The sequence below is a fragment of the Microbacterium azadirachtae genome, assembly GCF_000956505.1.
In the GTDB taxonomy this organism is placed as follows: domain Bacteria; phylum Actinomycetota; class Actinomycetes; order Actinomycetales; family Microbacteriaceae; genus Microbacterium; species Microbacterium azadirachtae_A.
This window is the reverse complement of record NZ_JYIX01000031.1, coordinates 134,081-153,805: the sequence shown is the minus strand read 5'-3', so window position 1 is coordinate 153,805 and position 19,725 is coordinate 134,081. Positions and strand designations below refer to the sequence as shown.

Genomic DNA, 19,725 nt, shown 5'->3' with positions numbered 1-19,725 from the left:
TCGAGGAGGGTTACTTGAGCTGGTCCGCGGTGTAGTACCCGGTGTCGAGGACGGCTTCCTTGTAGTTGTCCTTGGTGACCACGACCGGCTCGAAGAGGAACGTCGGGACGACCTTGGTCTTGTTGTCGTAGGACTTCGTGTCGTTGACCTCTGGGGTCTTGCCGTTCAGCACGTCGTCCGCCATCTTCACGGCCTCGCCCGCGAGCTTGCGGGTGTCCTTGTAGATCGTCGAGTACTGCTGTCCCGCGATGATCGACTTCACGGACGGGATCTCCGCGTCCTGGCCGGTGATGATCGGGAGCTTGTCCGTCGCGTATCCCGCACCGGTGAGCGCCGAGATGATGCCGATCGACAGGCCGTCATAGGGCGAGAGCACGCCGTCGACCTTCTGCCCGTTCGAGTACGTCGAGGCGACGAGGTCCTGCATGCGCTTCTTGGCCACGTCGGCCTGCCACCCCTGCGTGGCGACCTGGGTGAAGCCGGTCTGACCGCTGCCGACCTTCACGACGCCCTTGTCGAGGTAGGGCTTGAGGGTGTCCATCGCGCCGTTGAAGAAGAACGTGGCGTTGTTGTCGTCCGGGCTGCCGGCGAACAGCTCGATGTTGAACGGCCCTGCGGTGCCGGTGTCCTTGCCGGTCTTGTCGAGCACCCCGAGCCCCTCCAGGAGGCTGGTCGCCTGCTGCACACCGACCTTGTAGTTGTCGAAGGTCGTGTAGAAGTCCACGTTCTTGTTGCCGTTGATGAGCCGGTCGTACGCGATGACCTTCACGCCCTTCGACGCGGCCTGGTCGAGCTGGCTGGACAGTGCCGTGCCGTCGACGGACGCGACGATCAGGACCTTCGCGCCCTTGGTGAGCATGTTCGAGATCTGCTGCACCTGCGTGGGGATGTCGTCGTCCGCGTACTCGAGGTCGACCTTGTAGCCGAGCTTCTCCAGGCCCGCCTTCACGGCGTCGCCGTCGTGGATCCAGCGGGTCGACGTCTTCGTCGGCATCGCGACCCCGACGAGGGCGCCCTTGTTGGCGCCGGGCTCCGCGGTGCTGGTGTCGCCACCGCGGGTTCCCGCGCAGGCGCTCATCGTGAGGGCGAGGGTGACGGCGGCTGCGACGCCGACGACCAGTCTCTTGAGCTTCATGTGATTCCTTTCGTCGAGCGGCCGCCATGGCGCGCTCGGGACAGCGGAGGGCGCGCCGATGACACGATCGAATCGCCCGGTCAGGATCCGCGCCCGCAGGGCGAGGACGACGTCCGCATCACTGCGGGCGTCGGTTCGTGGTGCTGTTCGCACGGGGCCGATCGCCGCCGACCTCATGCGCTCCGACGGCGAGGAGGTTCGGAATCCGACCCCTTCGTCGCCGCGGCTGTGACCGATCACACCCGCAGGAGCGATCATCTGGCGAACCGGTCACATTTGTCAAGAGAAGGTTTCCTGGTTTCGTCGCGGACCGCACGCGGCGGCGCCCCGCGACGGGCGTCGGCGATGGATCAGTTCGAGCGGGGTGCGGCGGTCGACGCGCGCACGATCAACTGCGGGACCAGGGGATCCTGCGCCAGGTCCTCTCCGGCGAGCTGCGCCAGCAGCATCCGGATCGTCCGCCGGCCGAGCTCGACGAAATCCTGTCGGACGGTCGTGAGCGGCGGGAAGAAGTGCGCGGCCTCCGGGATGTCGTCGAACCCGACGACGCTGACGTCCTCCGGCACTCTGACGCCGAGCTCGCGGCAGGCGTGCAGGAAGCCGAGCGCCATCGAGTCGTTCCCGGCGAAGACGGCGGTGAAATCCGGCATCCGGAGCAGGCTCATGCCCGCCTCGTAGCCGAACTGCGCGGTCCAGTCGCCCAGGAGCGGAGCGCGCACGCGCAGGTCGCGGGCGTCGAGCTCCCGCAGGTAGCCGACCATGCGCGCCTCGGCCTCGGTCCAGTTCTGCGGACCGGCGAGGTGCACGATGAACTCGTGCCCGAGGTCGGCGAGATGGGCCACCGCCGCCCTGGCGCCCGCGATCTGATCCATCGCCATCGAATGACGCTCGCCGCTCGGACCGAGCGCCACGATGGGCACGTCCACGCTCATCCCGCCGACCTCGCTCAGGACCTCCTGCTGCGGCGCGATCACGATGATCGCCTCGACCGCGTGGCTGAGCAGATCGTCGATGCTGGCACGCACGGACTCCGGCTCACCGGAGCGCAGGTTGGCGATGGACAGGCGGTAGCCGGCGTCGCGCGCCGCGAATTCGATGGCGGTGATCGCCGTGGCGGGACCGTACAGCGCGCTGTGCGCCGTGAGCACGCCGATCGTGCGGGATCGGTTCGTCGACAGCGCCCGCGCGACGGGGTTCGGACGGTAGCCGAGCCGGTCGATGACCGACTGCACGTGCTCGCGGGTCTTCTCCCGGATCCGGTCGCTGCCGTTCAGCACCCGCGACACCGTCTGGTACGAGACTCCGGCTTCGCGCGCGACGTCGCGGATGTTCAGGGCGCGAGGCGGCTCGCTCTCCACAGCCACGCGCACCTCCGTTCCGATCGGTCAGACTCATTATGCGCGAGGCGCCGGAGGCGCCGGACCGTCGGCCGCTTGCCCTACGGCCCCGCATCGGGAATAGGCTGGTTCCACGTCACGCAAACGCCGTTGCACATCATGCAACAAGATCCAGGAGTCGTCGTGCTGAACCTTCTTCCCCAGCCGTCCCGCGTCGAGGCCGGATCGGGCGAATTCCCGCTCTCGGCAGCCGTCCGGATCCGCACCGCGGAACCGCTGCGCGCGGCGGCGGAGCGGCTGCAGGAGGCGCTGCGCACCGGGCTCGGCCTGTCGCTCGGGCTGGATGCGCCCGCGGACGATGACGGCCCCGCCATCGTGTTCGCCGTCGACCCGCTCCTCGCGGAGGAGGCCTACGCGCTCACGGTGGACGAGGACGGCATCGGGATCGCGGCGGCGGACGTGCGAGGCGCGCAGCACGCGATGCAGACGCTCCTGCAGCTGCTGCCCCCGCGCACGTACCGGCGCGCGCCGATCACCGAGGAGGCCGCGGTGAGCGTGCCCGCCGTGCGCATCGAGGACGCGCCCCGGTACCGCTGGCGCGGGCTCATGCTGGACGTCGCGCGGCACTTCGCACCGACGGCCGAGGTGCTGCGGGTCATCGACCAGCTGGCGATGCACCGGCTCAACGTCCTGCACCTGCACCTCACCGACGATCAGGGCTGGCGGGCGGAGATCCGCAAGTACCCCCTGCTGACCCAGGTCGGCGGGTGGCGCCCGTCGTCGCAGCGCGGATCCGGCCCCGGATCCACGCAGGACGGTATGCCGCACGGAGGCTTCTACACGCAGGACGATCTGCGCGAGATCGTCGCCTACGCCGCCGCGCGCGGGATCACCGTGGTGCCCGAGATCGAGCTTCCCGGCCACGTGCAGGCGGCGATCGCCGCGTATCCGCAGCTCGGTCTGGTCGCCGATCCGCTCGGCCCCTGGACCGGATGGGGCATCAACCCGCACGCGCTCAACGTCGAGGAGTCGACCGTCGCCTTCTTCTGCGACGTGCTCGACGAGATCATCGAGATCTTCCCCTCCGAGGTCATCGGCATCGGAGGCGACGAGTGCCGCAAGGACGAGTGGCGGGCCGATGCCCGCACGCAGGGCCTCATGCGCGAACGCGGTCTCGCCACGGAGGACGAGCTGCAGAGCTGGTTCATCGCGCGCATCGATGAGCACGTCCGCTCCCGCGGGCGCCGTCTGTACGGCTGGGACGAGATCCTCGAGGGCGGCACGGTCACCGGCGCGACGGTCGCCTCCTGGCGGGGCACGGCCGGCGCGGTGATCGCGGCGCGACGCGGATCCGATGTGGTGATGTGCCCGGAGGACACGGTCTACCTCGACTACCGGCAGTCCGACTCCCCCGACGAGCCGATCCCGACCGGTCTCGTGACCACGGTGGCGCATGTGCGCGCCTTCGATCCGATCCCTGAGGCGCTCGAGATCGAGCACCGCGGACGCATCCTGGGCGGACAGGCGAACCTCTGGGCCGAGCACGTCGACTCGGCCCGCCGCCGCGACTACCAGCTCTTCCCTCGGCTGTGCGGTCTCGCGGAGGCGCTGTGGAGCGGGCAGGATCCGGCTGCCGTCGGCTCGTTCCCCGACCGGCTCGGGGCCCACCTCGCACGCCTGGACGCGGCAGGGATCGAGTACCGCCCCGAGACCGGCCCCCGCTCGTGGCAGCAGGTGCCCGGCGTTCCGGGCAAGACGTTCGACCGCGCAGAGCGCGCGGCGGAGATCGCCCGGCTCACCGCGAACCTGGCCTAGCGCCGGCGGAGCGTCCTTCGTCTCGCGGAGACCAGCGCTGAGCGAGCGCAGCGAGTCGAAGTGTCGCTCAGGATCCGATGACGGACCGGTCCCTGAGCGAGGAGCGCAGCGACGAGACGAAGGGCGCTGGGCGGCAACGCGACGCGTCAGCCGCGGGCCGCGGCGAGGAAGGCCCGCGCCTTCGCGGTGACCGCGTCCCAATCACCCGCGGCGACATCGGCGGCCGAGACGACGCTCGATCCGGCCGTGACGGCGATCGCGCCCGCACGCAGGTAGTCGGCGGCATTGCCCTCGTGCAGACCGCCCGAGGCGACCAGAGGCAGCTGCGGGAACGGTCCAGCGAGGTGCCGGAAGTACCCGGCCCCCACGGTCTCGGCGGGGAAGATCTTCACGGCGGCGGCCCCGAGCCTGGCGGCGGTGAGCGCCTCGGTCGGCGTGAACGCGCCCATGATCACGGGCACGTCGTGCGCCTCCGCCACCTCGGCCACCTCGGCGATCACGGCGGGAGTCACCAGGAACGCGGCGCCCGCGGCGATCGCGTCCCGCGCCTCCGCCGCCGTCGTGACGGTGCCCGCGCCGACCCGCACGCCGCGGGCCTCTGCGCTCGCGGCGATGAGCCCCGTGACGTCAGGGGTGGTGAACGCGAACTCGACGACGTGGATCCCGCCGGCGGCGAGGGCCGCCAGCAGCGGCAGCGGATCCGGGATGCGCGCGAGGCGCGGCAGCGCGAGCGCCGCGTCCCGGCGCAGCAGCGTCATCACGTCGTTCGTCGTGGTGGCGTCGTTCTCGATGTCGGCGCTCATCGCGTCCCCTCCTTCGTCGCGCGCAGGCTCCGGCCCGACACGCTCTCCGTGCGTTCGCCGTCGCAGATCGCGAGACGGCCGTTGACCCAGACGCCGGCCATGCCCGCCGCCGTCCGGCGCGGTTGCTCGAACGTCGCGCGGTCCTGGATGCGCTCTGGATCGAACAGCACCAGGTCCGCCGCGTACCCCTCGCGCACGAGGCCGCGATCGGCGAGGCGCAGCCTCCTTGCCGGGGTGGCGCTGAGGTGGCGGACCGCCTCCTCGAGCGTCAGCACGCCGAGCTCGCGCACGTAGCGCGCGAGGTAGCGAGGGAAGGTGCCCCACGAGCGCGGGTGCGGGCGGTCGCCGACGAGGATCCCGTCGCTGCCGCCGGTGTGCCGCGGGTGGCGCATGATGGCCTGCACGTTGTCCTCGTGCCCGATGTGCATGAGCACGCCGGTCGCGAACTCGTCGGCGAGGAGGATGCGGATGACGGCGTCCACCGGCTCCTCCCCCGTCGACGCGGCGATCTCGGCGATCGTGCGGCCCACGAGCCCTGCGAGCTCCGGCCGCCCGACCCCGGAGATCTGAATCAGGGTCCAGTCGGCGCGCTCGCCGTGGAACCCGTCGCAGCCGTCAACGTCGAGGGCCTGCACCAGGGCGTCCCGGTCGGCGCCGGCCGCGAGCCGGTCGCGCAGCGCGTCAAGGCCGCCGGCGGCGATCCAGCTGGGCAGGAGGGCCACGAGCGTGGTCGCGCCAGGCAGGTAGGGGTAGCTGTCCATCGTGATGTCGACACCGTCGGCGAGAGCCTGGTCGATGAGCTCGAGGAACCGCGGCGCGGCGCCCGCATTCGGCGCGAAGTTGAGCGTCGCGTGCGCGAGGTGCAGCGCGCAGCCGGTCTCCCGGGCGATGCCGATGACCTCCGCATAGGCGTCGAGCGCTCCGGCGCCGTAGGACCGTGTGTGCGGCGCATAGAAGCGTCCGGCCGCGGCGACCACCTCACAGAGCGCGGTGAGCTCTGCGGTGTCGGCGTACATCCCCGGCACGTAGGTGAGGCCGCTGGAGAGTCCGACCGCCCCGGCCGACAGCGAGTCGGCGAGGATCGTGCGCATGTCGGCGATCTCGGATCCCGTCGCCGCGCGGCTGCCGGATCCGACTGTGAGCAGGCGCAGGTTGCCCTGCGGCACGAGCACCGCGGTGTTGGTGGCCGTGCCCTGCGCGAGCCGGTCGAGATAGCCCGCCATGTCGCGCCAGCCGATCGCGAGCTCTGCATGCCCGTTCCAGCCGGCGATCTGGCGGCGCACGCTGTCGAGGATCGTGTCGTCGACCGGCGCGTAGCCGATGCCGTCCTGCCCGATGACCTCGGTCGTGATCCCCTGGCCGACCTTGGCGACGTGCGAAGGGTCCGCGAGCACCGCGAGGTCGGAGTGCGCGTGCATGTCGATGAAGCCGGGGGCGAGCACGAGCCCCTCGGCGTCCCAGACCTCGGCGCACTCGTCCGCGATCAGGGCGCCCGCCGGGGCGATCGTCTGCACCCGGTCGCCGCGCAGCAGGACGTCCGCGGTGCGGCGAGGGGTTCCGGTGCCGTCGACGACGGTCGCGTGGCGGAGGAGCGTCGGTGCGGAGGAGGCGGGGGCCATGCTCAGAACACGGTCTCCACGGCGTCGACGACGACGGGATCCGGCGCATCGGCGTCCGCGACGACGGGGATCAGGCGCCACTTGTCGAGCGCCGTGCACGGGTGCGAAAGGCCGAGTCGCACGACGTCGCCCACCTGCAGTCGCGCCGCCGCACCGGAGGCGACGGCCTCGTCGCCGAGCCGGAGGAACAGGTGCTGGTCGTTGAGCGCCGACACGTGGCTGCCCGCGAGCACGTCCTCCTCGTCCGCCCGGCCCGCGATGCGCTGGGCGACCGGCAGACCCTCGTCGAACGAAGCGTCGCGGCGTCCGCAGTCCAGCAGCGCGAGGCCCGGTTCGGGCCGCGACAGCACCCGCGCCCACACGTGCATCGCGGAGCGGAACGGCGCATCGCCGATCGTGCGGCCCATCGGGCTGATCCCCGCGTAGAAGCCGTCGTCGTGGATCTGGAACGCGCCGGAGCGCACCACGACGTCCGCGTCGGGGCACAGCGGCGGGAGCACGGCGCCGACGCGGTCGAAGTAGGCGCTTCCGCCCGCGGTGACCACGGGGCGCAGGCCCTCCGGATAGAGTCCCGCGTCGGCGAGCTCGCGATGCAGGTCGGCGAGGTCGGCGAGGTAGGCGTCGACCCGGGCGATCGCGGCGTCTCCGGCGTCGTGCGCGAGGGCGCCCTCATAGCCGCCGACGCCGGCCAGCTCGAGGAAGGGCGAGGCCGCAATGGCCTCGGCGATCGCGCGCGCGGCGACACGGTCGCGGACGCCGGTGCGCCCGCCGGCTCCGCCGAGCTCGACGAGAACGCGGAGCGGCCGCGGCGCTCCCCCGCTCAGCGCCGCCTCCATCGCGTGGACGACGTCGACGCCGTCCGCCCAGCTCAGGAGCTCGACGTCCTCGTGCGCGGCCAGCTCGTCCGCCATCCAGCGCAGCCCGATCGGATCCACGACCTCGTTCGCGATGAGGATGCGACGCACGCCGTGGGCGCGGGCGACCTGCGCCTGCCACGGCGTGGCGAGGGTGAGCCCCCACGCGCCCGCGCCCAGGGGCCGGTCGTCGAGCAGCTGCCGCCAGAGCGCCGGAGCCATCGTCGTCTTGCCGTGCGGCGCCAGCAGCACGCCGGCCTCCTGCGCCCAGTCGGCCATGCGCGCGACGTTGTGCACCATCGCCCCTGCGTCGAGCGTGAGCAGCGGCGTGGCGAAGTCGGAGAGCGCAGGCTCCGTCGCGAGGAACTGCTCCCTCGTCCGACCGTGCGCGGACGGCGGGAAGGACTTGTCCTGCACGGACAGCGGGCGGGCACCACTCGAAGACGTCTCCACCCTTCCATGATGCCGCCGTGTTGCGTTCGATGCAATTGCCGTTGCAAGCGATTGCGCCACTCGATATTCTCGAACCATGCCCGCGTCCGATGTCTCAGCCGCGACCTTGGAGGAGCTCCGATGAACCAGACCGTGACCCGTGCGCTGGATCTGCTCGTCGCCTTGCAGGACGGGGCGCGTACGCTCGACGAGTGCGCCGAACGCCTCGGCGTGCACAAGTCCACCGTGCTGCGCCTGCTGCAGACGCTCGAGGCGCAGCGCTTCGTGACGCACGATGCTCAGCACCGCTACCGGCTCGGCAGCCGGCTGTTCGACCTCGCCGGCGCCGCGCTCGCCCAACGGGACGTGCGCGAGGTGGCCCGCCCGCACCTCGAGCGGCTCAACGACCGCACGGGGCAGACCGTGCACCTGGCCGCCTACGAATCGGGCGACGTCGTCTACATCGACAAGCTCGAGGCGCGCACGGGCATCCGGATGTACTCGCGCGTGGGCCTGCGTGCCCCGCTGCACAGCACGGCGGTGGCGAAGGTGCTGCTCGCCGATCTGCCCGTGTCCGCACGACGGGAGATCGCGGAGGGCATCGACTACGTGCCGTACACCGAGCGCACGATCGCGAACGCGGCGGACTTCCTCGCCGAGCTCGAGCGCGTGCGCGCCGACGACTTCGCCCGCGACAGCGGCGAGCACGAGAGCTTCATCAACTGCATCGCCGCGCCCATCCGAGACGGGAGCGGCGCCGTCGTCGCCGCGGCGTCCGTGTCGGTGCCGACCATGTCCCTGCCCGCGCACGAGGTGCTGGCGCTGCTGCCGCAGCTGGTCGAGGCGACGCAGGCCGCATCCGCAGACCTGGGCTGGGCACCGCGCCCCGCCGCCGACCGAGAGGAACGACCATGACAGAGCAGACCCAGAAGACCCGGGTGCTCACCACCGACGCCCCCGCCCCCGCGCACGTGTTCTCCCAGGGGGTGCGCAAGGGTCCGATCGTGCAGGTGTCCGGTCAGGGCCCGGTGGACCCGGCGACGAGCGAGTACCTCTTCCCGGACGATGTCGCCGCGCAGACCATCCGCACCCTCGAGAACGTGCGGGCGATCGTCGAGGCGTCGGGGGCGACCTTCGACGACGTGGTGATGCTGCGCGTCTACCTGACCAAGCGCGAGGACTTCCCGATCATGAACGAGGCCTACGGGGAGTTCGTCACGAAGCACACCCCGAGCGGCGTGCTCCCCTCGCGCACCACCGTGTTCACGGGCCTGCCCCGCGAGGAGATGCTCGTCGAGATCGACGCGCTCGCCGTCGTCTGAGCCGTCGGCTCCGACGCCCCCTCCTGACGTCCGGTCCCCCGAGGTTCTCGGCGGGACCGGATCCGTCTCAGAGCTCGATCTGCGACCCCATCACGATCACGCGGTCGCGCGGCAGCCCGAAGTGGTCGCTCGCGTCGGTCGTGATGTGCGAGGCCGCCAGGAACAGCCGCTTGCGCCACCGCGCCATGCCGCCTCTGCGTCCCTCGCGCAGCTCGATCTTCGACAGGAAGTACGTGGCGTTGTCCAGGTCGAGCCAGCCCTGCGTCTTGTGCGGCGGGATGCTGCGCAGGGCGCGGGGCAGATCCGGCTTCTCGGCATAGCCGAACCTCGCCGAGATGTAGAGGATCCCGTCGGTCGGATCCCCCAGGTCGTCGACCGTGCAGCGCTTCGTCTGCGGCACGCGGGGGACGTTCTGGATGTCCACGGACAGGATGATCACCCTGGCGTGGCGCACGTGGTTGTGCTCGACGTTGGCGCGCAGTGCGAGCGGCGTCGTCGTGCCGCCCGGGTTGAGGAAGATGGCCGTGCCCGGCACCCGGTCGATGAGCTTCGGGTGCGTGCGCAGATTCCTCACGAAGTCGGCCAGCGAGCCCTCCGCCTCGGTGCGGCGCGCGGTGATGAGCGCCCGCCCCCGCTGCCAGGTGGTCATGACGATGAACGCGGCGAGACCGATCGCGAGCGGCAGCCAGGCGCCGTGCACGAATTTGGTGGCGTTGGCGGCGAGGAACAGCAGGTCGACCGCGAGCAGGACCACCGCGCCGATCCCGAGGATCCAGCCCGGCGTCTTCCACCGTCGCCGAGCCAGGTAGAAGAAGAGGAGCGTCGTGATCGTGATCGTGCCGATCACCGCCATCCCGTAGGCGAACGCGAGAGATGCCGAACTGCGGAAGACGAACACCAGGGTGATCACCGACACCATGAGCAGCCAGTTGATCCACGGCACGTAGATCTGGCCGTGCGTCTCGGATGACGTGTGCGTCACGCGCAGCCTCGGCAGGTAGCCGAGTCCGGACGCCTGAGCGGCCACCGAGAAGGCTCCGGAGATCACGGACTGCGAGGCGATCACGGTGGCCGCGGTGGCCAGGATCACGAGGGCGATCCTGCCCCACTCCGGGGCGAGCAGGAAGAACGGCGCCGACATGTTCGCCTTGTCCTCCAGCAGCAGCGCCCCCTGCCCGAGGTAGGTGAGCGCGAGTGCGGGGAACACCAGGAACAGCCACGCGATCGAGATCGGCTTGCGACCGAAGTGGCCCATGTCGGCGTAGAGCGCCTCGGCGCCGGTGACCGACAGGACCACCGCGGCGAGCGCGAAGAACGCGATGTCGAAGTGGCCGACCATGAACTCGATCGCGTAGGTCGGCAGCAGCGCCAGCAGGATCTGCGGATCGTGCGTGATCCCGCCGATCCCGAGCACCCCGATGACGACGAACCAGATCACCATGATCGGCCCGAACAGCCGGCCGACCACCGAGCTCCCGAGCTTCTGGATGAGGAAGAGGATCAACAGGATCGTGGCGGTGATGGGGACGACCCACTCCTCCAGGCCCGGATTGATGGTCTTCAACCCCTCGACAGCGGAGAGCACCGAGATCGCCGGAGTGATCATGCTGTCCCCGAGGAACAGCGCGGCGCCCAGCACGGCGAGCCCGGACAGGACCGCCACGGTGCGCGTGCGCCCCTTCGGCGCCCAGCGGCGCAGCAGGGTCAGCAGCGCCATGATGCCGCCCTCGCCGTCGTTGTCCATCCGCATCGCCAGCAGCACGTAGGTGACGGTGACGATCAGGATCACCGACCACACGATGAGCGAGACGATCCCGTACAGGTTGTCCGTCGTGAGCGGGATCGGGTGCGGATCGTCCGGGTTGAACACGGTCTGCAGCGCATAGATCGGGCTGGTGCCGATGTCGCCGAAGACGACGCCGAGGGCGCCCACGATCAGCGCGAGCCGGAGGGGGCTCCTCGCGGGTGCCGCGCTCTTCGCGCCGATGACGGACTGACTGCTCACACGACGAAGCCTAGGGCCGGATTCCCGCGCGACCGGGCGCCCCTCACGGAATCCTCACACGACGTGCCGAAGCGCCCCTCACGGGATCCTCACGGGTGCCGGAACGGCGAGGCGCATGCCCCGGGCAGACGCCGGAGCGCCGACCCCGATGCGAACATCGGGACCGGCGCTCCGGGCATCGCTGCCGGCTCGATCAGCTCATCGGGTCGGCCGTCGTGTCGCCCTGAAGGCGCCGGCGCCGGCGGGACATCACCAGGAAGGCGCTGGCGAGCAGCACGAGCGCACCGCCGATGATGCCGGTCGTCAGCAGCGCGTCGCCGTTCAGACCGGTGGCGGCCAGGTTGCCCTTGCTGCTCCCGTTGCCGTTGCCGTTACCGCCCGTGCCGGGGTCGCCACCGGGGGTGGTCGGCGTCGGGGTCGGGGTCGGGGTCACGACATCGGCCACGACGAAGGTGCTCTCCGAAGCGTCGCTGCTGACGCCGCCGTAGGTCTGCACCGCGGAGATCGTGTGCGATCCCACGGCGACCGTGCTCGGCAGCGCGACGGACCAGGTGCCGTCGTCGCCCACGACCGTCGGCTCCGCAGCCTCGGCCGCGGGGGCCGCCGCCTTGGCGGCAGCGGGAGCGGCGGACTTGGCCGCACCCTGCACGCCGTCGAGCGTGACCACCACATCCGCACCGGGGACCCCGGTACCGCTCACCTCGGTCGGCGCCGTGTCGAGCTTCGCCCCGTTCGCCGGCGACGTGATCGCCGGCGCGTCCGGCTTCGCCGGGTCCTCGGAGAGCGGAGCGCGGACGGTGAGGAGCGCCGCCGTGTTGTTCTGCAGCGACTTCTTCACGGTGACCACGGTGCCGTAGCCGACGCCCGCGTCCGCGGGGTTGCCGGTGCCGAGCGTGGTGAACCCGAGGTCATGACCGTACAGATCGGTCGCCGGGGTGCCGTCCGGATTGACGACGCGCGTGCTGTACGGCGCGCCGTCGACAGAGGGCACGACCACCGAGGCGTCGCGCAGACGGTTGAACAGCTGACCGTCGCGGACCTCCAGTCCGGCCACCCAGCCCTGGTCGTCGGTGAAGGACTTCACCGGCGTCTGGGCCGCGAAGTCGGTGCAGGCCTCGTTGAAGTCCACGTCCACCAGGCAGTCCTTGAACGGCAGGGTGGGCGTGAGACCGAACGCGGCGTTGGACGACTGCGCACGGCTGGAGATGTTCTTCGTCACGGACGGATCCATCTCGGCCGCAGCCCCCGTACGACGCAGCGGGTCGAAGTGGCTGTCCACGAGGAGCAGGCCGCCCTTCGCACCGTAGCTCGGCAGGTTGGTCAGGTTCGCGGTGACCTGGTTCGAGTCGCCGTAGGCGGTGTCGCGGTACCAGACCAGCGCGCCGGGCGCGTTGTACGGAACCTTCTCGACCTTCCATCCTTCGTCGCTGTACACCGTCGTGTAGCCGTACTTCAGGCCCTCGTCGAAGCCGTCGAAGTTGCGCCACTCGACCAGGTAGTACTGCGCCTTGACCTGCGTACCGGTGTCGCGCACCCAGCCCGCGCCCGTGGTGTCGGTGAACGTGCCTGCGGTCGCGGTCCAGCCGTTGTCGCCGGACTCCACGTCATCGGTCCAGACGTCGGCGCCGCCGGCCGTCAGGGCGAAGTCGTCGGAGAACCAGCCGCGATCCTCGTAGGCCGCATCGGTCGCCTGACGCAGACGCACCTGGATGTTCTGACCGGCGTACGCCGACAGGTCGATGTGATCGTGACGCCAGCCGTCCGTGGAACCGGTGAGTCCGTACTTCTTGTTGCCGAAGTCCTTCATCCGCCCGTTCGGGTCGCTGTAGCCGTCATCCGTAGAGACGAGCGCACCGGACTCGTCGTAGACCTTCTGTTCGGTCCAGGTGGATCCGCCATCGGTCGAGACCTCGACGAAGCCGAAGTCCCAGTCCTCCTCGATGACGTAGTCGTTCCACATCGAGAAGGTCGCGCCGGCGGGCACGTTGTCGATCGAGCGCTTCAGCTGCGCGTCCGCCCAGTCCTGATCGGCGTTCGAGTACCACATCTCGGATCCGCTGTGCGGCTCGGCGAGCGTGATCCGCTTGTCCGGCAGGTTGATCTTGACGCCGTCCTCCGTGCCCTTGGCGGGACGGGAAGCCTGACCGACCTTGACGGTCTTGGTGCCGTCGCCCGGGTTGATCTCCAGCGGGTCGACCCATCCGAGCACCCACTTGTCCCAGATGCCCATGTGGGTCGGCATCGACTGGAAGATCGGGCCGGAGTGCGAGCCGGAGCTCATCAGGTCCCAGAAGTCGATGTCGGAGTTGCCCGCGTTCGAGGTGTCGTACAGATCCGGAAGACCCAGGTCGTGACCGTACTCGTGGGCGAACACACCGACGCCGGAGTTCTCCGGCTGGACGATGTAGTTCTGGATCTTGAAGTCGGTGCCGGGGATCGTGGCTCCGCCCGCGACGTCGGACGAGTGCGCCCAGACCGCGTAGGTGCCTTCCTTGCCGCCGCCACCGGACTTGTCCTCGCCCGCGTGCACGAGCACGACGTGGTCGATGATGCCGTCGGGCTCGTGGACGTTGCCGTCGCCGTCGCGGTCGCCCTGATCCTCGATGTCGTAGTCGGCCCAGGGGAAGTCCGGGTTCTGCTGCGCGAGCGCCGCCACCGCGTCGATCGGCAGCTGGCCGGGGCCGAGGGGGTTGTCGGGGTGGCCCTGCATGTCCTGCATGGGTCCGGCCTCGTAGGCGCCCGTCGCGGGGTTGAGGTGGCAGACCGTAGCGCCGTAGTACCCCTCGGAGTGGGGGACCTTGACCCAGGCCGTCGCCTCGCCGGAGAGCGAGTAGGCGCCGCGCGACATCTCCTCGTACATCTTCTTCATCGTGTGACCGGAGATGTCGAAGCCGGGCTGGCCGTCCAGGCCCGTCAGATCGGTGCGGACCCGCTCGGTGATGCCCTCATCGGAGAAGAGCATCCTGTTGTAGAAGTCGCTCGAGAAGTCAGGGACCCACATGGTGTTGTTGTCCTTGTGGGCCGCGCCCGCGGGATCCGGGATGTTGTTGTGCAGCGTCGGTCCCTGCACGTCGCCCGGCTTGCAGTCCGTCGCCCCGAAACCCGTCGGCACCTGCAGGCCCGAGAAGTCCTCCGTCCCGTCGAACTCGACGAGGATGGTCAGGAGCTTCGCCTGCTGCGTGCTGTCGGCATGCTTGAGGTTCTTCGGGCTCTCGCCGGTCTGCACCGCCTCGGCCTCGGTCTTGGCCAGCTGCTCTGCCGCGACGGGGTTGCCCTGCGCGTGCTTCTGGTCGTTCTCCTTGGCGCGCTCGAACGCCGTGTCGCTGATCGCCTTCCGCGCGCTCGCGCCGCCCCCGAGGTCGGCGACCGCCTGGTCGTCGGACGCGTCGGTGAACGCCTCGGCCCGAGGAGCCACGTAGTTGATGTAGTGATCGCTGGCACCGCTCTTGCCCGCGGTGCTCCCCGAGGCGGTGGCGGAACTCGTGCCGGCCACCTGCGCGCTCGGTGGCGCTGCACTCGGCGGCGCCGCACTCGCTGGCACGGCCCCGAACGTCGCCACCCCTGCGGCGGCGAGCACGAACACCGAAGTCGTCGCCGCTGCACGTCGTCGTACGCGGGCGCTCTTCTCTGACATCGATTCTCCCTCCAGGCATCGCCTCGACGGTTTCCGAGGCGACGCGTCCGTCGTGCGCCGATCTGGCACACACAAGATTCAGGATTACCGTGAAACCCCTATGCAAGGGAAGAGAATCAGCTGATAAAGAAGGAACTTCCTGCGGCGAGGCCTTCTACGACGCCCTCGCGGCGAGTCCGCGCCCCCTCTCAGCACCCGCGCCCCCTCGCATGGGCGCGCGCACGAGGGGGCCTCGACACTAAGGAGGGGCGCCGCCCGGATGTCCCGAGCGGCGCCCCTCCTGAGCGTCCGGCGTGCGCCGAGGGGGTCAGCCCTTGTTGCAGACGTCCTGCAGCTTCTTGCCCTGCTCGCTGAGCTTGGCGCTGGCGGCCTGGGCCTTGGTCGAGATCTCCTGGATCTTGTCCTGGGCCTGCTGGACCTTGTCCATCGCCGCGGGGTCGGTCGCATCGATGTTCTTGAGGTCGGGGATCTCGAGACCCTCATAGACCTTGATGAAGCCCTTGAACTCGCTCGCGAAGGCCGAGAGCGGCGCCTTGACGGCCTCGTTCGTGACCTTCTTGCCGGCCTCGTCGAGGCCCTTCTGGACGGGGGCGAAGATCGCGGCGAAGTCGACCTTCTCACCCTGGGTGGCCTTCTGCACGGCCGCGTTGAGGTCGCTGGAGACGCTCGAGGTGGCCTTCGTCATCTCCGAGTTGGCGATCTTGCACGCGTCCGCGACGCTCTGGCCGCCCGAGCAGGCGGTCATGGTGGCGGTGAGGGCGATCGCCGCGGCGAGGCCGCCGATACGGGTCAGGGTTGCCTTGTTCATGGTGAGCTCTCCGGTCTCTGCATGGAAGTGGCTGCCGGTCCGTGAAGGGCGCGACAGCCATGATCGCCTTCCACCCTATTCCGAGCTGATGCATAGGTTCGGACCAGGCCGGCGGATCCGGCGCGATCGTGACCGCACCGAGATCCGCCGCCCTTCGCCGTCGGCGCCCCCTCGCAGCACCTGCGCCCCCTCGCACGGGCGCGCGCACGCGGGGGCCTCGGCGCTGCGAGGGGGCGTCGGCCCGGCGCCGCGGCACACGAGCAGCAGGCTGCGCACGAAGCAGCGGAGCCGTCCGCGCGGATCGGATCGGGATGCGCCTAGTCGGCGCTGGAGACCTCGGGAACTCCCCAGCCGTAGGCGAGCTTGTGCACCTCGAGCACGAAGAACGACTCGGTCGAGACGACGTCGTCGAGCGCGCCGATCTTGTTCTCCAGCACGTCGACGATGTGCGCGACGTCCCGGCAGATCACCTCGACCATGACGTCGAACTTCCCGCTCGTGATGACGACGTAGCTCGTCTCGGGCAATGCGGCGAGCGCCTTGCAGATCGCCCGGGCCGAGCCCGGCCGCACCTGCACGCCGATGAGGGCCAGCCGGTCGAAGCCGATCGCCAGGGGGTTGGCGATCCCGACGACCTGCAGAACCCCCTCGTCCTCGAGCTTCTTCAGCCGGTAGCGCACGGAGGATGCCGGCACGCCGAACTCGTCGGCGAGGCTGGAGAAGGTGCGGCGCCCGTCCACCTGGAGCGCCGCGATGATGCGGCGGTCCAGGTGGTCCAGGCCGTCAAGCTCGTTCACGGGATCGAGGCTATCGCGAGGAGGGTCGGGATCCGCTGCATCAGTCGAGGTGGATCACGCCGGTGCGCAGGTCGCTCATGTCGAGCAGCGTGTGCTTCCCGCCGATTCGGCCCCAGCCGGTGCGGCTCCCGCCGACGCCGCCGAAGGGCATGTTGATGTCCCAGAACCCGTTGCTGTCGTTCACGATCACCTGGCCGGTGCGCATCTGCTCCACGAACCGGTAGGCGCGACTGAGGTCCTTCGTGAAGACGGCGCCCTGCAGGCCGAGCGCATCGTCGTTGGCGATGCGGAGCAGCTCGTCGTCGGTGTCGGCCGAGATGATCGGCACGACGGGCCCGAAGGTCTCGGCGACGCTCAGCAGCGCGTCGGGCGCGACGCCGTCGACGACCGTGAAGTCGTAGTAGAGATCGGTCGGGAAGCCCGAGGCGCGACCTCCGCCGACCACGAACTCGAAGCCCCGCTCGCGGGCCTCGGCGAGGTGCGCGTCGACCTTGCTCGCGGTGGCGTGGTTGTTCATCGGGCCGAGGGTGGTCGCGGCGTGGAACGGATCCCCCAGCACGGCCTCCTGCGCCGCCGCCCTGGCCGCCTCGACGAAGCGCTCGCGCACGGAACTGGCCACCAGCACCCGCCCGGTGGCGCAGCAGACCTGACCGGCGTTGTAGTAGGCCCCTCGCACCGCGGCACGCGCGGCGGCCTCGACGTCGGCGTCGTCGAGCACGACCACAGGGCCGTTGCCGGACGCCTCGATGATGGAGCGCTTGAGCCCGGCCGTCGTGACGATCCTCTCGGCGGTCGCGGAGGATCCGATGAACCCGATCGCGTCGATGCCGGGGTGCGAGACGAGATCCGCACCGAACGCGCCCTCGCCGGGGAGGATGCTGACCAGGCCGGCCGGGACGCCCGCCTCCTCGAGCACCTCGACGGCGGCGAGGAGCGTGAGCGGCGTGTGCGTCGGCGGCTTCACGACCAGGGCGTTGCCCGTCGCGAGCCCAGGGGCAGCGAACTCGGCGAACATCAGAACAGGGAAGTTCCAGGGGATCACGATCGCCCAGGTGCCGACGCCCTGGTAGAACGTCCACATCCGCTTGTGGGTGTCATTGGCCGGCAGGGTCTCGCCGTGCAGGCGCACCGCGTCCTCGGAGTGCAGGTGGAACAGCTGCGCCGTCTCGTCGATGTCGGCGTAGGACTCGGTCAGCGGCTTGCCCTGCTCGAGAGTGAGCAGGTGGGCGAGCTCGTCCCGCTTGGCGGCGATCAGGTCGCCGACCTTGTGCAGGATCGCGGCGCGCTGCCAGACCCCGACGCGGCTCCACGCGCGCTGGGCCTCTCGCGCGGAGGCGACGGCACGGTCGAGGTCCTCGCGGCCCGGGACGGCGACCGCGGCGATCACCTCGCCGGTGACCGGGCTGACGACGTCGGTGGTCTCGCCCGAGGCGGCGTCCACGTAGTCTCCGGCGATGTAGAGCTGCGAGTGCGGGACGAGGATGTCGGCTGCGGCGACGACGGGTGACAGGGTCATGATGATGGGTTTCCTCTCGAGGGGATCGGGTGAAGGGGAGCGTCAGACGGCTTCGTCGACGGTCTGCGGCAGGAGCCCGTTGCGGCGGTCGCGGGCGCGGACGAACGCCCAGATCACGACTCCGAGGGCGAGGATGCCGATCGCGATGCTCAGCTCCAGGATCCCGCCGTAGCCGGTGATCGAGAACCCGGTCGCGCCGACGACGACGATGACCGCGAGCAGGACGGCGAGAGCGATCGAGACGGGCACCAGGAAGTTCGGCAGCCGGATCGGGCGCACCGCGTTCGGGCGGTCCTTGCGGAGCAGGGCGAAGCCCGAGACCGCGAGCACGTGGGTGATGACGTAGCCGAGGTTGCCGGTGACGATGATGGCGAGGGGCTGCTGCAGCACCACGAGCAGCACGATGTTCAGCACGAGCATGACGTTGAGCGCCCGCATCGGGATGCCCCGGCGGTCGAGCTTGCCGACGGACCGTACAGTGACGCCCTCTTTGCCCATGTTGAACAGCACGCGCGAGGAGTCGGCCACCGAGGTCAGCATCACCAGCACGAGCGAGGCGATGAGGCAGAGCACCATGATGTTCGCGGCCGCGTCCGAGGGGACGAGCTTCGCGAAGGCCGCGACGAAGAACGTCGCCGGATCCTTGCCGATCGCCGCCTCGCCGGCGAATCCGCCGAGCGTGATCGGGACGAGGAAGAAGACGCCGAGGCAGAACAGCGCGGCCGCGCGGATCGCCCGCGCGGTGTCCTTGATCGGGTCGCGGTACTCCGAGGCGAAGGTCGTGCAGACCTCGACGCCGAGCGTGGTCCAGGCCATCACGTAGAGCCAGACGAGCGCGGTGTGCAGGCCCTCCCAGCCGCTCAGCTTCCAGGTGAGCTCGCCGGGGTGCCAGCCGCTGCTGAACAGAGGCAGCACGATGAACACGAACAGGGGGACCATCAGGATCGCGGCGGTGATGTAGACGAAGGTCATCGTGACGCGGACGCCGATCGCGTTGATCGCGTAGAGCACGAAGATCACGACCAGGCCGATCACGATCGGGAAGCTGAGGTGGATCGGCCCGAACGCGAGCTCCCAGGTCTGATCGGGGAACCACTGCGACTGGATGATGAGGCCGGTCAGCGCGCCGTAGGTCGCGAGGTTGGATCCCCAGGGCAGCCAGTAGCCGACGCCGGCGACGGGGGCGAGCCAGGGCGCGCGGCTCTTCCAGGCCTCGGCCGCGAAGCCCGCGATGCCGCCGGAGGACTCCGGGAACATCGTGGACAGCTCGATGTAGATCCAGTTGACGACGAACGCGATGACCATCGAGACGGCCCAGAGCACCGCGGCGCCCCAGCCGCCGAGACCCGCGATCGACGCTCCGAGCGTGGCGATCAGCGCCGCCGGCATCGTCATCGACATCGCGAACGCGTCATACCACCGCAGCTTGCGCGGGAGCTTCTCCTCCACCGCGTCGCTCGGGTGCGACGTGACTTCCGTGCTCATGGGACTCCTCGACTCTCTCCGTTGAGTGCACGATGACGGGTTCATTCGCCCATCCGAGAGTCATACTTGCGAAGTCTTGCGGAATGCGCAACCATCAATCTGTACTTTTCACCAATCAGCATTGTCCGTCCCTCGGTGATCCCGAATCGTCAATGCCAGCGAG

Annotated in this window: 14 protein-coding genes; 3 read left to right on the top strand and 11 right to left on the bottom strand. The window is 70.0% G+C overall.

All coding sequences use genetic code 11. The features are described 5' to 3' along the window. Positions 1 to 10 precede the first annotated feature (10 nt). Together chvE and RS86_RS07095 are read right to left on the bottom strand one after the other, a co-directional pair. Positions 11 to 1,135 carry a multiple monosaccharide ABC transporter substrate-binding protein gene (gene chvE / locus RS86_RS07100; RefSeq protein ID WP_045271549.1) on the bottom strand — a complete coding sequence of 375 codons (1,125 nt, stop codon included), beginning with the start codon at positions 1,133 to 1,135 and terminating at the stop codon, positions 11 to 13. A 350-nt stretch (positions 1,136 to 1,485) separates the two neighbouring features. Then, complete coding sequence (locus tag RS86_RS07095; RefSeq protein ID WP_235281673.1) at positions 1,486 to 2,499, bottom strand: LacI family DNA-binding transcriptional regulator; 1,014 nt, start codon at positions 2,497 to 2,499, stop codon at positions 1,486 to 1,488. Between the two features lie 156 nt (positions 2,500 to 2,655). Between RS86_RS07095 and RS86_RS07090 the strand changes: the two genes are divergently transcribed. Further along, positions 2,656 to 4,287, top strand: a complete 1,632-nt coding sequence (locus RS86_RS07090) for a beta-N-acetylhexosaminidase (protein ID WP_200892761.1) — start codon at positions 2,656 to 2,658, stop codon at positions 4,285 to 4,287. A 146-nt stretch (positions 4,288 to 4,433) separates the two neighbouring features. Here the strand turns inward: RS86_RS07090 and RS86_RS07085 are convergent, their stop codons facing one another. Genes RS86_RS07085 through RS86_RS07075 form a run of 3 tightly spaced genes read right to left on the bottom strand, consistent with a single transcriptional unit; the run spans position 4,434 to position 8,016 of the window. Then, on the bottom strand, positions 4,434 to 5,090 hold the full coding sequence (locus RS86_RS07085; RefSeq protein WP_045271506.1) for a bifunctional 4-hydroxy-2-oxoglutarate aldolase/2-dehydro-3-deoxy-phosphogluconate aldolase: 657 nt from the start codon (positions 5,088 to 5,090) through the stop codon (positions 4,434 to 4,436). Then, a complete protein-coding gene (locus tag RS86_RS07080) occupies positions 5,087 to 6,709 on the bottom strand; it encodes an N-acyl-D-amino-acid deacylase family protein (RefSeq protein ID WP_045271505.1) in 1,623 nt (540 codons plus the stop codon). The genes RS86_RS07085 and RS86_RS07080 overlap by 4 nt, the downstream gene beginning before the upstream one ends. A 2-nt stretch (positions 6,710 to 6,711) precedes the next feature. After that, complete coding sequence (locus RS86_RS07075) at positions 6,712 to 8,016, bottom strand: alanine racemase (protein ID WP_045271504.1); 1,305 nt, start codon at positions 8,014 to 8,016, stop codon at positions 6,712 to 6,714. Between the two features lie 120 nt (positions 8,017 to 8,136). Between RS86_RS07075 and RS86_RS07070 the strand changes: the two genes are divergently transcribed. Together RS86_RS07070 and RS86_RS07065 are read left to right on the top strand one after the other, a co-directional pair. Next, a complete protein-coding gene (locus RS86_RS07070) occupies positions 8,137 to 8,910 on the top strand; it encodes an IclR family transcriptional regulator (protein WP_045271503.1) in 774 nt (257 codons plus the stop codon). After that, positions 8,907 to 9,317: a RidA family protein gene (locus tag RS86_RS07065; RefSeq protein WP_045271502.1), complete on the top strand. Its 411-nt coding sequence runs from the start codon at positions 8,907 to 8,909 to the stop codon at positions 9,315 to 9,317. Before RS86_RS07070 ends, RS86_RS07065 begins: the two co-directional genes overlap by 4 nt. Before the next feature lie 67 nt (positions 9,318 to 9,384). Here the strand turns inward: RS86_RS07065 and RS86_RS07060 are convergent, their stop codons facing one another. The 6 genes from RS86_RS07060 to RS86_RS07035 all read right to left on the bottom strand — a co-directional run bounded on the left by RS86_RS07060 (position 9,385) and on the right by RS86_RS07035 (position 19,562). After that, positions 9,385 to 11,322 carry a potassium transporter Kup gene (locus RS86_RS07060; RefSeq protein WP_045271501.1) on the bottom strand — a complete coding sequence of 646 codons (1,938 nt, stop codon included), beginning with the start codon at positions 11,320 to 11,322 and terminating at the stop codon, positions 9,385 to 9,387. 193 nt (positions 11,323 to 11,515) lie between these two features. Beyond that, positions 11,516 to 14,956, bottom strand: a complete 3,441-nt coding sequence (locus RS86_RS07055; protein WP_082076639.1) for an immune inhibitor A domain-containing protein — start codon at positions 14,954 to 14,956, stop codon at positions 11,516 to 11,518. 307 nt (positions 14,957 to 15,263) lie between these two features. Further along, positions 15,264 to 15,764, bottom strand: coding sequence for a hypothetical protein (locus RS86_RS07050; RefSeq protein WP_045271500.1), 501 nt, complete (start codon positions 15,762 to 15,764; stop codon positions 15,264 to 15,266). A gap of 317 nt (positions 15,765 to 16,081) precedes the next feature. Next, positions 16,082 to 16,561: an Lrp/AsnC family transcriptional regulator gene (locus RS86_RS07045; protein ID WP_052680128.1), complete on the bottom strand. Its 480-nt coding sequence runs from the start codon at positions 16,559 to 16,561 to the stop codon at positions 16,082 to 16,084. Positions 16,562 to 16,601: 40 nt separating this feature from the next. After that, entirely contained in the window at positions 16,602 to 18,077 is a 1,476-nt protein-coding gene (locus RS86_RS07040; protein WP_045271499.1) for an aldehyde dehydrogenase family protein, read from the bottom strand. Between the two features lie 42 nt (positions 18,078 to 18,119). Then, complete coding sequence (locus RS86_RS07035) at positions 18,120 to 19,562, bottom strand: APC family permease (RefSeq protein ID WP_045271498.1); 1,443 nt, start codon at positions 19,560 to 19,562, stop codon at positions 18,120 to 18,122. Positions 19,563 to 19,725 lie beyond the last annotated feature (163 nt).